The sequence below is a fragment of the Pantoea sp. Z09 genome, from assembly GCF_022394795.1.
Classification (GTDB): domain Bacteria; phylum Pseudomonadota; class Gammaproteobacteria; order Enterobacterales; family Enterobacteriaceae; genus Pantoea; species Pantoea latae.
The window spans coordinates 1,943,759-1,957,597 of the sequence record NZ_CP092373.1 but is presented as its reverse complement, the minus strand read 5'-3'; the positions used below and the strand labels follow the sequence as shown (position 1 = coordinate 1,957,597).

The 13,839-nt window shown below is 62.4% G+C and carries 13 protein-coding genes; 8 read left to right on the top strand and 5 right to left on the bottom strand.

The window, feature by feature from the left end:
* Positions 1-130 precede the first annotated feature (130 nt).
* Complete coding sequence (gene hpxO / locus MC269_RS09345) at positions 131-1,288, top strand: FAD-dependent urate hydroxylase HpxO (protein WP_239955029.1); 1,158 nt, start codon at positions 131-133, stop codon at positions 1,286-1,288.
* 28 nt (positions 1,289-1,316) lie between these two features.
* Here hpxO and dcp read toward each other — a convergent pair whose 3' ends face one another.
* Positions 1,317-3,365: a peptidyl-dipeptidase Dcp gene (gene dcp / locus MC269_RS09340; RefSeq protein ID WP_239955028.1), complete on the bottom strand. Its 2,049-nt coding sequence runs from the start codon at positions 3,363-3,365 to the stop codon at positions 1,317-1,319.
* A gap of 61 nt (positions 3,366-3,426) precedes the next feature.
* Positions 3,427-4,725 carry a guanine deaminase gene (gene guaD / locus MC269_RS09335; protein WP_239955027.1) on the bottom strand — a complete coding sequence of 433 codons (1,299 nt, stop codon included), beginning with the start codon at positions 4,723-4,725 and terminating at the stop codon, positions 3,427-3,429.
* Between the two features lie 357 nt (positions 4,726-5,082).
* Here guaD and ydfG point away from each other — a divergent pair, with 357 nt between their 5' ends.
* Positions 5,083-5,829, top strand: a complete 747-nt coding sequence (gene ydfG, locus MC269_RS09330) for a bifunctional NADP-dependent 3-hydroxy acid dehydrogenase/3-hydroxypropionate dehydrogenase YdfG (protein WP_081137622.1) — start codon at positions 5,083-5,085, stop codon at positions 5,827-5,829.
* A 31-nt stretch (positions 5,830-5,860) separates the two neighbouring features.
* On the opposite strand, the gene MC269_RS09325 is transcribed toward ydfG, so the two are convergent.
* The gene (locus tag MC269_RS09325; protein WP_174580890.1) at positions 5,861-6,190 is read right to left on the bottom strand and encodes a YnfA family protein; all 330 of its coding nucleotides are present in this window, start codon (positions 6,188-6,190) and stop codon (positions 5,861-5,863) included.
* A 129-nt stretch (positions 6,191-6,319) separates the two neighbouring features.
* Here MC269_RS09325 and MC269_RS09320 point away from each other — a divergent pair, with 129 nt between their 5' ends.
* Both MC269_RS09320 and MC269_RS09315 read left to right on the top strand, forming a co-directional pair.
* A complete protein-coding gene (locus MC269_RS09320; protein ID WP_239955026.1) occupies positions 6,320-6,655 on the top strand; it encodes a DUF1283 family protein in 336 nt (111 codons plus the stop codon).
* A gap of 55 nt (positions 6,656-6,710) precedes the next feature.
* A complete protein-coding gene (locus MC269_RS09315; RefSeq protein ID WP_081137626.1) occupies positions 6,711-7,007 on the top strand; it encodes a DUF1161 domain-containing protein in 297 nt (98 codons plus the stop codon).
* Between the two features lie 28 nt (positions 7,008-7,035).
* On the opposite strand, the gene MC269_RS09310 is transcribed toward MC269_RS09315, so the two are convergent.
* The gene (locus MC269_RS09310) at positions 7,036-8,499 is read right to left on the bottom strand and encodes an MDR family MFS transporter (RefSeq protein WP_239955025.1); all 1,464 of its coding nucleotides are present in this window, start codon (positions 8,497-8,499) and stop codon (positions 7,036-7,038) included.
* A 309-nt stretch (positions 8,500-8,808) separates the two neighbouring features.
* Between MC269_RS09310 and osmY the strand changes: the two genes are divergently transcribed.
* Genes osmY through osmV form a run of 4 tightly spaced genes read left to right on the top strand, consistent with a single transcriptional unit; the run spans position 8,809 to position 12,248 of the window.
* On the top strand, positions 8,809-9,522 hold the full coding sequence (gene osmY / locus MC269_RS09305) for an osmoprotectant ABC transporter permease OsmY (protein WP_239955024.1): 714 nt from the start codon (positions 8,809-8,811) through the stop codon (positions 9,520-9,522).
* A gap of 21 nt (positions 9,523-9,543) precedes the next feature.
* Positions 9,544-10,455: a glycine betaine ABC transporter substrate-binding protein gene (locus MC269_RS09300; protein ID WP_081137725.1), complete on the top strand. Its 912-nt coding sequence runs from the start codon at positions 9,544-9,546 to the stop codon at positions 10,453-10,455.
* 9 nt (positions 10,456-10,464) lie between these two features.
* On the top strand, positions 10,465-11,112 hold the full coding sequence (gene osmW / locus MC269_RS09295) for an osmoprotectant ABC transporter permease OsmW (RefSeq protein WP_081137632.1): 648 nt from the start codon (positions 10,465-10,467) through the stop codon (positions 11,110-11,112).
* Entirely contained in the window at positions 11,112-12,248 is a 1,137-nt protein-coding gene (gene osmV / locus MC269_RS09290; RefSeq protein WP_239955022.1) for an osmoprotectant ABC transporter ATP-binding protein OsmV, read from the top strand. The genes osmW and osmV overlap by 1 nt, the downstream gene beginning before the upstream one ends.
* Positions 12,249-12,297: 49 nt before the next feature.
* On the opposite strand, the gene MC269_RS09285 is transcribed toward osmV, so the two are convergent.
* Entirely contained in the window at positions 12,298-13,674 is a 1,377-nt protein-coding gene (locus MC269_RS09285; RefSeq protein WP_239955020.1) for a nucleobase:cation symporter-2 family protein, read from the bottom strand.
* Positions 13,675-13,839: the final 165 nt, after the last annotated feature.

The following is a 13,839-nucleotide window of genomic DNA, read 5'->3' as shown; positions in this document are numbered from 1 at the left end:
CATTCTCCCGGCTGAATTGCCTGCTTCTGGCGCGTCCTCGTCGCGCTTTTTCCCTGAGAGGCGCGTCAGACGGGCGCTGCGGGGTTGGTACAAAAGTTGCAGCGCTGTGCCTGTCTACAAGGAGACCTGTATGAAAGCGATTGTAATTGGCGGCGGCATTGGCGGCATGAGCGCGGCACTCGCGCTGGAAAAGGCGGGTATCGCCACTGAAGTCTATGAAGCGGTAAAAGAGATGAAGCCGGTGGGCGCGGCGATCTCGGTCTGGCCGAACGGCGTCAAATGCCTGAATGCGCTGGGGCTGAAGGCGCAGCTGCGCGCGCTGAGCGGCAATATGGCCTTTATGGCCTATCAGGATTTTGCCAGCGGCGCCACCCTGACGCGCTTCAGCATGGCGCCGCTGGTGCGCCAGGTGGGAGAATATCCCTCTCCGGTGGCGCGCGCTGAGCTGCAGGCGATGCTCATTGACGCCTATGGCCGTGAACGCGTCAGCTTCGGCAAGCGCGTGACGGAGGTTGAGCAGCACGAGAGCGGCGTCACCGCTCTCTTTGAAGACGGCACCCGCGCGCAGGGCGATCTGCTGATCGCCGCAGACGGCGCGCACTCGGTGATCCGTCACAGCGTGCTGGGGGAAAAGGTCGAGCGCCGCTACGCCGGCTATGTCAACTGGAACGGTCTGGTGGAGATGGATGCCTCGCTGGCGCCCGCCGATCAGTGGACCACCTTTGTCGGCGAAGGCAAACGCGTCTCCCTGATGCCGGTAAGCGGCAATCGCTTTTACTTCTTTTTTGACGTCCCTTTGCCGAAAGGGCTGGCGGAAGATCGCAGCAGCGTGAAAGCTGACCTGCGCCGCTACTTTCAGGGCTGGGCGCAGCCGGTGCAGCGGCTGATTGACGCTATCGATCCCGCCACCACCAACCGCGTCGAGATCCACGATATCGATCCCTTTAGCCGTTTCGTCAGCGGCCGCGTTGCGCTGCTGGGGGATGCGGCGCACAGCACCACGCCCGATATTGGTCAGGGCGGCTGCGCGGCGATGGAAGACGCGCTGGTGCTGGCCTCCTCGCTCGCCGCCCATTCGCTGGGTATTGAAGATGCGCTGCTGCGCTATGAAGCGCGGCGCGTCGAACGCACCCGCGATCTGGTGCTGAAAGCGCGCAAGCGCTGCGACGTGACGCACGGCAAAGATCCCGCCGCCACCGCCGCCTGGTATCAGGAACTGCGGCAGGAAACCGGGGAGCGCGTGCTGGCGGGTATGTGCGAAACCATCGAGGGTGGCCCGCTGGGATAAAAAAAGCGGGCGTGACGCCCGCTGAGGTTTAATCGGCCAGGCCGCGGTTTTTCAGCATCGGCTCCAGCTGCGGTTCGCCGCCGCGCCAGTTCTCATAGAGCTGCTTCAGGTCGCTGCTGTTGCCGCGCGACAGGATCATCTGCCGGAAGCGGTCGCCGTTCTCGCGTGACAGGCCGCCGTTCTCCACAAACCACTGATAGCCGTCGTCCGCCAGCATCTGCGTCCAGATATAGGCGTAGTAGCCTGCCGCATAGCCGCCGCCCCAGATATGCTGGAAATAGCTGGAGCGATAGCGCGGCGGAACGGCGGCCAGCGCCAGATTATAGCTCTGCAGCGCCTGCTGCTCAAAACCCGCTACCGACTGCGGCGTCTCGTCTGCGCTGATGCTGTGCCAGTGCAGATCCAGCAGCGCGGCGGCCAGTAGCTCGCTCATGTCATAGCCTTTATTAAACCGGCTGGCGCGCACGATCTTCTGATGCAGCGCCTCTGGCATCGCCTCGCCGCTCTGATAGTGGCGCGCGTAGTTGAGGAACACCAGCGGCTCGCTCGCCCAGTGCTCGTTGAACTGCGACGGAAACTCGACGAAGTCGCGCGGCGTGGCGGTGCCGGAAAGGCTCGGATAGCGCTGGGTGGCGAACAACCCGTGCAGCGTATGGCCAAACTCATGGAACAGGGTGATCACTTCGTCCCAGCTCAGCAGCGCCGGTTCGCCTTCCGGCGGTCGGGTATAGTTGCAGACGTTGTAGATCACCGGACGCGTCGCCAGCAGTCGGGACTGGTGAACAAAGTTGCTCATCCACGCGCCGCCGCCTTTGTTGTCGCGCTTGAAATAGTCGGTGTAGAACAGCGCCAGCGGCGCGTCGTCAACGTCGAAGATCTCATACACGCGCACGTCGGGATGGTAAACCGGCAGATCGTGACGCTCGCTGACGCGGATGCCGTAGAGCTGGCTCGCCGCCCAGAACACCCCTTTCTCCAGCACGTTGTTCAGCTCGAAATAGGGCCGGATCTCACCTTCGTCGAGATCGTACTGCGCTTTGCGCACCTGCTCGGCGTAGAAGTTCCAGTCCCATGCCGCCAGCGTAAAGTCGCCCTGCTGCCGATCGATGGTCTGCTGAATGGCGGCCGCCTCGCGTTCGGCGCGCGCCCGCGCGGCCGGCACAATATTGCGCATAAAGGCGAAGGCCGCCTGCGGGGTTTTCGCCATCTGATCCTGTAGCTGCCATTCGGCGAAGCTGGCGAAGCCCAGCAGCCGCGCCTGCTGCGCCCGCAGCTGCGCCAGTTCCAGCACCAGCGCGCGGGTATCGTTGTCGTCGCCCTTCTCGCTGCGCGTGATCGAGGCGGTGAACAGCGCCTCACGCGTGGCGCGCGTACGCAGTGCCTGCAGCGCCGGTTGCTGGGTGGTGTTCTGCAGCACCAGCAGCCAGGCGTTCTCCAGCCCGCGTGCCTGCGCCGCCGCCTGGGCCACGGCGAGATCCGCCGGGCTTAGCCCGGCCAGTGCCTCTGCCTCCTCGACCACCAGCCCGCCCGCTTTGGTGGCGGCGAGCAGCTTATTGGTGAAGCGGGTGCTGAGCCGCGCCGCCTGCTGGTTCAGGGTTTTGAGTTGCTGTTTGGCTTCCTCCGCCAGGCTGGCGCCGGAGAGCTGATAGTGCTGCCAGGTCACCTCTACCAGCCGCAGCGATTCGGGGTCGAGCGCCAGCGTCTGACGCTGCTGATAAACCGCATCCAGCCGCGCGAAGAGCGCGCCGTTCAGCACGATCTCGTCGTTGAGCGCGGTCAGCTGCGGCGCGATCTCTTCGTCGATCTGCTGCAGATAGTCGCTGGTATTGGCGGAGGTAATGGCGCCGAACACCAGATTGACGCGCTCCAGCAGCTCTCCGCTGCGCTCCAGCGCCTCAAAGGTATTGGCAAAGGTGGGCGCCTCCGGGTTCTGCGCAATCGCCTGCACCTCCTGACGCTTCTCCTCTATGCCCGCCAGAAGCGCCGGCAGAAAATCCTCTTCCGCGATCTGGTCAAACGGCGGCGCCTGATAAGGCAAGGTACTGGCCTGGAAAAACGGGTTGCTTCTGCTGTTCATGCCTCGCTCCTGATTGCCCATGCAAAAGAGTATCCTGGCAGGTTGCCGCCTCCGTCACAACTCAGCGCTGCCAGACCGCGCGTCCGTTGACCCAGGTCTGGGCGATATTGCGATCGTCGCCCAGCGTCATCAGCACAAACAGCCGCTCCCAGATATCTTTACTGTTGTCGATGCGCAGCCGCTGCAGCGGCGAGACGGCCGGATCGAGCACCACAAAGTCCGCCTCTTTGCCCGGCGCGAAATTGCCGATGTGGTGATGCAGATCCAGCGCGTGCGCGCCGCCCAGCGTGGCGTGATAAAACGCCTCCGCCGCGCTGAGCCGATACTGCTGCAGTTGCCCGACTTTGTAGGCCTCTCCCATCGTCTGCAGCATATTGAAAGTGGTGCCCGCACCGACGTCAGTACCGATGCCAATCCTCACGCCCTGCTGCCAGCTGCGCTTGAGGTTAAAAAGGCCGCTGCCAAGAAACAGATTCGACGTCGGGCAAAAGGCGATGGCGGAGTCAGTATCGTGCAGGCACTGCCACTCTTTCTCCTCCAGGTGAAGGCAATGGGCGAACAGGCTGCGGCGTCCGGTCAGCTGGTGGCGATGGTAAACGTCGAGATAGCCGTCATGCTGTGGGAACAGCGCTTTTACCCAGGCCACCTCTTCCGGGTTTTCGCTCAGGTGGGTATGCAGCCAGACGTCGGGATAGCGCTGCCGCAGCTGCTGCACCTTTTCCAGCAGCGCCGGAGAGGAGGTCGGCGCAAAGCGCGGCGTCAGCGCGTAGCTGAGCCGGCCGCGTCCGTGCCAGCGTTCAATCAGCGCCTGGGTGTCGGCGTAGCTCTGCTCCGGCGTTTCCAGCAGCGCGTCCGGCGCGTGGCGATCCATCATGACTTTGCCGGCGATCAGCCGCATCTCCAGCGCCTCGGCCGCGCTGAACAGCGCCTCCACCGACTGCGGATGCACGGTGCCGAACACCAGCGCGCTGGTGGTGCCGTTCGCCAGCAGCTGCTGCAGAAAGAAGGCGGACATGGCGGCGGCGTGATCCGCGCAGTGATACTGGCTTTCAACCGGAAAAGTATACTGATCCAGCCACTGCAGCAGCTGCTCGCCGTAGGCGCCGATCATCTCCGTCTGCGGATAGTGGATATGCGTGTCGACAAAGCCTGGCACGATAAGCCTGCCGCGCAGATCGATCACCTCGGCCGGAGGCGACGTCAGCGAGGCCCAGGGGTGCAGCGCGACAATGCGTCCTGCCTCCAGCAGCAGCACGCCATCCTCGATATAGCGCGCCTGCGCCATGATGGCCTCAGGCTGGTGCGCGATATCGCTAAAATCAAAAAAGCTGGCGCGAATCGCCGTTTGGGTCTGTGACATGGTATTTCCTTAACGCCGCGCGCGGAGGCGGATAACGATCAGAGTGAACAGGCAGATTTTGCAACTGCCATGCCACAACAGCGCCACTATTCAATATGTTATGTAAAAACAGCATTACGTCGTAGAGGGAAAAAACGGTATCGTATGCGCAACCGGTTGCTCCGCTTTCCGCCTGCAGCGCGCCGAACGCTGCTGCCCAGGCCGCTGCTCCTTGCTGGTGCAGCGTGCGCCACCATCGCGCAACCGGCCGCCTGCAAAATCCCTTTACAGCCTGAGCGCGCTTTTGCCGCGCAGCGGCGCGAATGAAGTGGTATGGTGAGCAAGGTCTAACCTGAAAATCAGTTAAGGAACAGTGAGATGATTATTTTTGTTACCGGCGCCACCGCTGGTTTTGGTCAAAGTATCACCCGCCGATTCATTGAAACAGGTCACAAAGTGATCGCCAGCGGCCGCCGCGCCGAGCGGTTGCAGGCGCTGAAAGAGGAGCTGGGCGACAACCTCTATACCGTTCAGCTCGACGTGCGCAACCGCGCGGCTATTGAAGAGACGATCGCTTCGCTGCCGGCCGAGTGGCGCAATATCGACGTGCTGGTGAATAACGCCGGACTGGCGCTCGGTATCGAGCCGGCGCACCGCGCCAGCGTCGAAGACTGGGAAAACATGATCGACACCAACAATAAGGGTCTGGTCTATATGACGCGCGCCCTGCTGCCGGATATGGTGGAGCGCAACGTCGGCCACATTATCAATATCGGCTCCGTTGCCGGAAGCTGGCCCTATGCGGGCGGCAACGTTTACGGCGCGACGAAAGCCTTTGTGCGTCAGTTCAGCCTGAACCTGCGCACCGACCTGCACGGCACCGCGCTGCGCGTCACCGACATCGAGCCAGGCCTGGTGGGCGGCACCGAGTTCTCCAACGTGCGCTTCAAAGGCGACGACGATAAAGCAGATAAAGTCTATGAAGGCGCGACCGCGCTGACGGCGGAAGATGTAACCGAGGCGGTCTACTGGGTGGCGACGCTGCCGAAGCACGTCAATATCAATACGCTGGAGATGATGCCGGTAAGCCAGACGCAGGCCGGTCTGAAAGTGCACAAGCCCTGATGCAGCAGGCCAGCCCGTCGGGCTGGCTTTCTCAGGCGCGGCCCCAGCCCGCCACGATAATCAGCATGCCGCAAAAGGCCACCAGCGCCCCGCTCCAGTCCCACGCGCTCAGCTTCACGCCATCCACCACGCGCAGCCACAGCAGCGCGGTCACCACATAGACGCCACCGTAGGCCGCATAGACGCGTCCGCTCGCCGCCGGATGCAGCGTCAGCAGCCAGACAAAGGCCATCAGGCTCAGCGCGGCCGGCAGCAGCAGCCAGGCAGAACCCGCCTTTTTCAGCCACAGCCAGGGCAAAAAACAGCCGACAATCTCCGCGATGGCGGTAAGAAAAAAGAGCAGCGCGGTTTTAAGCAGCATGCAATCCTCTCGCAAAGATAAACAACTTGCCCACGACTGGTGAGCAAAGAAAGCGCGATGATATACTAATCGCCGTCTGCCGCAAGCCGGAACCATCCCCGCGCCAGGCATCAACTGAAGGAAGAGATGATGAAAAAATTATTTCCGACCCTGCTCGCCGCGCTGCTGGCCGGCAGCACGCTGTTGACCGCCGTCCAGGCCAGCGCCAATACCAGCCGCCTGATTATTGAGGACGGCAACAGCGCCGCCAGTAATGAGGCGGCGCGCCAGAGCAAAGAGCAGTGGAATGAGACCCAGCAGCTGCGCCATAAGGTGAACAACCGCGTAGAGAAAGAGTTCGACAAAGCGGATCGCGCCTTTGATACGCGCGACGCCTGCGAAAAGAGCTACAACGTCAACGCCTACTGGGAGTCCAACACCCTGCGCTGTCTCGATCGCCGCACCGGCCGACCGGTCACGCCCTGATATTTTCTGCGGGCTGCTATAGTCAGTAAGGTTTACTACGCAAAAGGAGAAAGTGATGAAGAAACAGACCGGAATGTTAATCGCAACTTTACTGGCGCTGCCCGTGCTGGCGCACGCCTCCTGTGAATCCGTCAAGGCGGATATCAGCCAGAAGATTATCCAGAACGGCGTGCCGGAATCGGGGTTTACGCTGGATATCGTGCCTAACGATCAGGCCGATCAGGCGGGCGGCCAGGTGGTAGGCCACTGCGAAAACGACTCGCAGAAAATCGTCTATAAGCGCACGGGACGCGGCGACGAAGGCAGCGTGCCCGACAGCGCGGGCAGCTCGCAGGACGCGCCCGCACAGTAACCTCTGAGGGCGACGTCGTCGCCCTTTTCTATTCCGCTTCCGGCCGCTGTCGCGGCATCATCCACGCCACGCCCAGCGCCAGCAGCGCGATGGCCAGTGCCACCACAAACACCCAGTGCAGCGAGGCGGCGATCGCCATCGTCATATGGCGCAGCGCGTCGCTGCTGAGCGCGTCGCGCGACGGCGCAGACATGATCTGCTGCACCGGATCCTGCGCCTGCGGCAGCCGCTGCGCCAGGTTCAGGTTCAGCACCGCGCCCATCAGCGCGGTGCCGATAGCCGAGCCTATCATACGGCTGAACATGATCGAGGCGGTGCAGATGCCGCGAATATCGTAGTGCGCATGGTTCTGCACCGACACCAGAAAGGTGGTGCTGGTCATCCCCATCCCCGTGCCGATGACAAACGCGGTGGCCCCTGCCTGCCAGATGGGGCTCTCGGCGCGCAGCAGCAGCAGCAAGGCGCTGCCCGCCACCAGCAGCAGCGCGCCGAGCTGGGCGGTAAAGCGGTATGAGGTGCGCAGCATCAGGCGGCCACTGAGCGTGCTGGCGAGCGGCCAGCCGATGGACATCATCGCCAGCGCGCTGCCCGCCTGAAGCGGCGTGCCGCCGCTAATCCCCTGGATCCAGGTCGGCAGAAAGGCGCTGATGCCCATCATCGCCGCGCCGATAATCAGGTTGCCGGCATTGCCGGCGATAATCAGGCGGCTGCGCCAGATCTCCAGCGGAAACAGCGGCGCGTCGGCGCGCAGCTCATGCTTTTTCAGCTGCCAGCCGGCAAACAGCGCCAGCAGCAGAAACAGGATCAGCCAGGAGCCGAGCCACTCCGCCTGCAGCAGCGCCATCAGCAGCGCGCTGACGCAGAGCATCAGCCAGACGCTGCCGGTGAGGTTAAGCGGCTGCGGCTTCTCTTCGACGCAGTGTGCAGGCAGAAAGCGCGCCAGCATCGCCATGCTGATCAGCCCTATCGGCACGTTGACCCAGAAAATCAGCGACCAGCTGAAGTGCTGCACCAGCCAGGCGCCGGTGAGCGGGCCGACAATCGCCGCCACGCCCCAGACGCTGGAGAGCCAGCCCTGCACGCTGGCGCGCTCGCGCGGCGAGTAGATGTCGGCGACGATGGTCGAACTGAGCGGCATAATCGCGCCGGCGCCGAGCCCCTGAAAGGCGCGAAACAGGATCAGCCACAGCATGCTGTGGGCGAAGCCGCACAGCACCGAGCCAATCAGAAACAGCGAGGTGCCGATAAAAAACATTTTGCGTCGGCCCCACATATCCGCCAGCCGCCCGTAAATCGGCACGCTGACCGCCTGGGTGAGCAGATAGACGGAGAAAACCCAGCCGAACTGCGAAAAGCCGCCTAACTCCGCAATGATGGTGGGCATCGCCGTGGCGACGATGGTCACCTCTATGGCAGCCATAAACATCGCCAGCATACAGGCGAAGAGGATCCAGCCGCGATGGCTGACCTGCAGGTGTGCGCTCTCAGTCATACATCTCCCTTTTGTTATCCAGCAAGGCTAGCCTAAATTTGCCGCGTCGGTGTGCCTGACGTGCGCTGTTGTTGTGACGGCGTCACAGGATAGCGCCAAAAATTGACTAAAGGCGTTAATTAGCGGTGGAAACCAGAGGCCATGCGGCTTTTCCCGCTCTGACGTCCATTTCTATCTGTCTGATTTCGCCGATAAAAAGTGGCAGCGCGGCCAGCAGGCTGCTATAGGCTGTATAGCTTTTTATCCATACCTGAAAAATCGGGCGACGCGAAAGCCGCCCTGACAACACACAACAGGGAGAACTCCTCTATGCAAAATGGTTCGCTGGTCAGGCGCGCCGGACTCGCGCTGCTGGCCATTGTAGTGGTGCTGGCACTGCTGGTCTGGGGGCTGGGTCTGGATACGCTGCGCGCGCGCCGGGTCGACCTGATCTATCTGGGGCAACAGCATCTCTTTTTAGTCTTCTGGTCGATGCTGTTTGCGCTGCTGGTGGGCATTCCCAGCGGTATCTTGCTGAGTCGCCCCTTCGCGCGCCGCTGGGCCGAGTATGTGATGCAGATTTTCAACGTCGGCAACACGCTGCCGCCGCTGGCGGTGCTGGCGCTGGCGATGGTGGTGATCGGCATCGGCGACAAACCGGCGCTGTTCGCCCTGTTTCTCGCCTCGCTGCTGCCCATCGTGCGCAACACCTTTTCCGGCCTGAGCGCCGTACCGCCCTCACTTATTGAAGCCGCTAACGGCATCGGCATGACCAAATTCCAGCGCCTGCGCCAGGTGGAACTGCCTAACGCCTATCCGGTCATGCTGGCGGGTATTCGCATCGCCACCGCCATTAATGTCGGCACCGCACCGCTGGCGTTTTTGATCGGCGCCAGCAGCTACGGCGAACTGATCTTCCCCGGCATCTACCTCAACGATTTTCCTACGCTGATCCTCGGCGCGGCCGCCACGGCGCTGTTCGCCCTGCTGCTGGATATGCTACTGGCGGCGCTGGGCCGCGTTCTCAGCCCGCACGCGGCTTAATCACAAGGAGAAGCCATGATAATGCTGACGCGCTGGATCACACGCACCGCTCTTACCCTCGCCGCCACGCTGGCGCTGAGCCAGGCCGCCCAGGCGGCTACGCCCATCGTTATGGCAACGAAAAGCTTTACCGAGCAGCATATTCTTTCCGCCATGAGCGTGCTGTGGCTGCAGAAAAAAGGCTTCCAGGTCACCCCGAAACGCAATATCGCCACCACTATCAGCCGCAACGCCATGCTGAATAAGCAGGTGGATATGACCTGGGAGTATACCGGCACCTCGCTGATCATCTTTAACCACATCAACAAGCCGATGTCCTCTGACGAGGCGTATCAGACGGTGAAAACGCTCGACGGCAAGCTGGGGCTGATCTGGCTCGACCCGGCGCCGATGAACAACACCTACGCCTTCGCCATGCAGCGTGAGCGCGCCGAGCGGGAAGGCATCAGCACCATGTCGCAGCTGGTCGCCAAAATCGAACAGGTGCGCCAGCACGATCCTGACCATAACTGGCGGCTCGGGCTGGACCTGGAGTTTTCCGGCCGCTCAGACGGCATGAAGCCGCTGCAGGCAACCTATCAGCTGGCGCTGGATCGGCCGCAGATCCGGCAAATGGATCCGGGGCTGGTCTATAACGCGGTGCGCGACGGCTTTGTCGACGCTGGCCTGATCTACACCACTGACGGTCGGGTAAAAGGCTTCGACCTGAAGGTGCTGGAGGATGACAAGCACTTCTTCCCCAGCTACAACGTCACGCCAGTGGTGCGCAAGGATGTACTCGACAGCCATCCAGGGCTGGCCGAGGCGCTGAATCAGCTCTCACCGCTGATCACCAGCGACGCGATTAGCGAACTTAACAAGCGCGTCGATATCGATCATCAGTCGCCGGAACAGGTTGCGCGCGACTTTCTCACAGCCCACAACATGCTGTAAGGCGGCCCTATGGATACCCTTCACTACATTATCAATAACTGGAGCAGCCTGCTGGCGCTCACCTGGCAGCACACCTGGCTGGTGCTGGTGGCGGTCGGCTGCGCCATCGTCGCCGGCGTGCCGCTCGGCATTCTTATCGTGCGCGTCAGATGGCTGGCCGCGCCGGTGCTCGGCATCGCCACCGTGGTGCTGACCATCCCGACCATCGCCCTGTTCGGCCTGATGATCCCGCTGTTTTCGCTGATCGGTCAGGGTATCGGCGCGCTGCCCGCCATTACCGCGGTGTTTCTCTATTCGCTGCTGCCGATTGTGCGCAACACCCACACCGCGCTGGAAAATCTGCCGGACGGCCTGCGCGAAGCGGGACGTGGCATCGGCATGACCTTCTGGCAGCGTCTGCGCTGGGTGGAAATCCCCATGGCGCTGCCGGTAATTTTTGGCGGCATCCGCACCGCCGTGGTGATGAACGTCGGCGTGATGGCCATCGCCGCCGTGATTGGCGCGGGCGGCCTCGGTCTGCTGCTGCTGGACGGCATCAGCGGTAGCGATATTCGCATGCTGATCGCCGGGGCGCTGATGATCTGCCTGCTGGCTATTTTTCTCGACTGGCTGCTGCATCGTCTGCAGTCGGCGCTGACTCCTAAGGGGATTCGATAATGATAAAACTGGAAAACCTGACGAAAACCTTTACCCAGAAAAACGGCACCACCGTCACCGCCGTTGATAACGTCAGCCTGCATGTGCCGCAGGGCGAAATGTGCGTGCTGCTTGGCCCGTCGGGCTGCGGCAAAACCACCACGCTGAAGATGATTAACCGCCTGATCCCCAGCACCAGCGGCAAGATTTTGATTAACGGCGAAGATACCAGCACCCAGGACACCGTGACGCTGCGCCGCAACATCGGCTACGTTATCCAGCAGATTGGTTTGTTTCCCAATATGACCATTGAAGAGAACATTACCGTGGTGCCGCGTATGCTGGGCTGGGACAAAAAACGCTGCCGCGAGCGCGCCACCGAATTGATGAGCATGGTCGCGCTCGATCCCACTAAATTCCTGCACCGCTATCCGCGCGAAATGTCGGGCGGCCAGCAGCAGCGTATCGGGGTGATCCGCGCGCTGGCGGCGGATCCGCCGGTGCTGCTGATGGATGAGCCGTTCGGCGCCGTCGACCCCATTAACCGCGAAGTGATTCAGAACGAGTTTCTCGATATGCAGCGCCAGCTCAGGAAAACGGTGATGCTGGTGAGCCACGACATCGACGAGGCGTTAAAGCTCGGCGACCGCATCGCGGTGTTCGGCCAGGGGAAAATCGTGCAGTGCGCCAGCCCGGACGAGCTGCTGGCCAGCCCGAAAAACGACTTCGTCGGCTCTTTTGTCGGCCAGGACCGCACCCTGAAGCGTCTGCTGCTGGTGCAGGCGGGCGACGTCACCGATCAGCAGCCGACCATTACCGTGAAGCGCACCACGCCGCTGGCGGAGGCGTTCGCCCTGATGGACGAAAACGACATGCGCTCGGTGACCGTGGTAGATAATGACGGTAAGCCGCTCGGTTTTGTGAAGCGTCGCGAGGCGCGCCACGCCAGCGGCAACTGCGACGCCTTGCTGCACACCTTCCGCGTGACCGGCAAGGCGGAAGAGAACCTGCGCGTGGTGCTCTCTAAGCTCTATGAGCACAACACCGTCTGGATGCCGATCGTCGACGAAGAGGGTCGCTACAGCGGCGAGATTTCGCAGGACTACATCGCCGACTATCTCAGCTCCGGCCGCACGCGCCGTCGCCTGAATCCTTAGGTATCCCGCGCGGCACGGGCCAGCAGCGCCCGTGCCGACTTTCTAACCCTTACTGGCCACCCGCGGTCTCGCCCTGCGGCAGCGCCACGGCGCGCGGTTCGCTCGGCAGCACCAGATTGAGCAGGATCGCCAGCACGCCGCCGGTGGTCACCGCATGGCCGAACAGCTGGCTCACCAGCGGCGGGAACTGCTTCAGCACCTCCGGCACCGCTTCGACGCCCAGCCCCAGCCCAAACGACACCGCGACGATCAGCATTTCCCGGCGTCCCAGCGGGGTCTGCGTCATCACGCGGATGCCCGCCGCCACCACGCTGCCGAACATCACCAGCGTTGCGCCGCCCAGCACCGGCGCCGGGATCTGCTGCATCACCGCGCCCACGGCGGGAAACAGCCCGAGCAGCGCCAGCATCGCGCCCATCACCATGCCCACGTAGCGGCTCGCCACGCCGGTCATCTGTATTACGCCGTTATTCTGCGCAAAGGTGGTATTGGGAAAGGCGGAAAACATCGCCGCCAGCACGCAGCTGACCCCGTCGGCGCAGATGCCGCCCTGCAGACGACGCTGAAACTGCGGCCCGCTAATCGGCTGCTGCGAGAGCATGCAGTTTGCGGTCAGGTCGCCTACCGCTTCGATAACGGAAATCACCGAGACCAGCGCAATGGGTAAAAAGATCGTCCAGTCAAAGGCGAAGCCAAAGCGGAAAAAGCCCGGCAGCGCCAGCCAGCCGCTCTCCGGCAGCGGTTTTAGCGTCAGCATGCCGCTCAGCGCCGCGGCGACGCAGCCGACGGCGATACCGGCAATCACCGCCACCAGCCGCGCCCAGCGGTTGCGCATGCGGTTCAGCGCGATAATCACCAGCAGGGTCAGTGCGCCGAGCGCCAGATTGCCGGGCGCGCCGAAGTCGGCGGCGTTATGTCCGCCCGCCCAGTCGGTGATGCTGACTTTGATCAGGCTGATGCCAATCAGCGTGATAACGGTGCCGGTGACCACCGGCGTCAGCACGCGACGCAGCTGAGCGACGCAGCGGCTGATCAGCAGCGGGATCAGCGCGGCGACCAGCGTGCAGCCGAAAATCATCGCCAGGATATCCTCCGGCGAGCCGCCGCGGCCTTTGACCATCATGCCGCCGGAAAGGATCACGCCGAGAAAGGCGAAGCTGGTGCCCTGCAGGCAGATCATGCCCGCGCCGATGCCCGCCACACGCCGCGCCTGCAGAAAGGTGCCCAGGCCGGAAACCAGCAGCGACATGCTGATCAGATAGGGGATATACGCCTGCAGCCCCAGCACGGAGCCGATAATCAGCGGCGGCGTAATAATGCCGACGACGCTGGCCAGCACGTGCTGCAGCGCGGCGAAAAAAGCGGGCGCCGGGCGAATGCGCTCCTCCAGCCCGTAGAGTAATGCTTTCTCTTCTGAATGCGACATAATCGTGCTCCGGCAGACCTGTGATTAAGGTTGTTGATGCATTAATCACGCCATGCGCGCGCGCAGCCGAGTCAGAAAAGGGTAATCCATTGTTTTAGCGCAGGATAAAATGGATAAAGCGCTGCGCCGAACCCTGAAACTATCGGTTCAGCCACAGCCGCTTTG

What these genes read in the sequence shown, in the direction of transcription:
- hpxO (WP_239955029.1), top strand. Translation starts at nt 131, where the DNA reads ATGAAAGCGATTGTAATTGGCGGCGGCATTGGCGGCATGAGCGCGGCA.
- dcp (WP_239955028.1), bottom strand. Translation starts at nt 3,365, where the DNA reads ATGAACAGCAGAAGCAACCCGTTTTTCCAGGCCAGTACCTTGCCTTAT.
- guaD (WP_239955027.1), bottom strand. Translation starts at nt 4,725, where the DNA reads ATGTCACAGACCCAAACGGCGATTCGCGCCAGCTTTTTTGATTTTAGC.
- ydfG (WP_081137622.1), top strand. Translation starts at nt 5,083, where the DNA reads ATGATTATTTTTGTTACCGGCGCCACCGCTGGTTTTGGTCAAAGTATC.
- MC269_RS09325 (WP_174580890.1), bottom strand. Translation starts at nt 6,190, where the DNA reads ATGCTGCTTAAAACCGCGCTGCTCTTTTTTCTTACCGCCATCGCGGAG.
- MC269_RS09320 (WP_239955026.1), top strand. Translation starts at nt 6,320, where the DNA reads ATGAAAAAATTATTTCCGACCCTGCTCGCCGCGCTGCTGGCCGGCAGC.
- MC269_RS09315 (WP_081137626.1), top strand. Translation starts at nt 6,711, where the DNA reads ATGAAGAAACAGACCGGAATGTTAATCGCAACTTTACTGGCGCTGCCC.
- MC269_RS09310 (WP_239955025.1), bottom strand. Translation starts at nt 8,499, where the DNA reads ATGACTGAGAGCGCACACCTGCAGGTCAGCCATCGCGGCTGGATCCTC.
- osmY (WP_239955024.1), top strand. Translation starts at nt 8,809, where the DNA reads ATGCAAAATGGTTCGCTGGTCAGGCGCGCCGGACTCGCGCTGCTGGCC.
- MC269_RS09300 (WP_081137725.1), top strand. Translation starts at nt 9,544, where the DNA reads ATGCTGACGCGCTGGATCACACGCACCGCTCTTACCCTCGCCGCCACG.
- osmW (WP_081137632.1), top strand. Translation starts at nt 10,465, where the DNA reads ATGGATACCCTTCACTACATTATCAATAACTGGAGCAGCCTGCTGGCG.
- osmV (WP_239955022.1), top strand. Translation starts at nt 11,112, where the DNA reads ATGATAAAACTGGAAAACCTGACGAAAACCTTTACCCAGAAAAACGGC.
- MC269_RS09285 (WP_239955020.1), bottom strand. Translation starts at nt 13,674, where the DNA reads ATGTCGCATTCAGAAGAGAAAGCATTACTCTACGGGCTGGAGGAGCGC.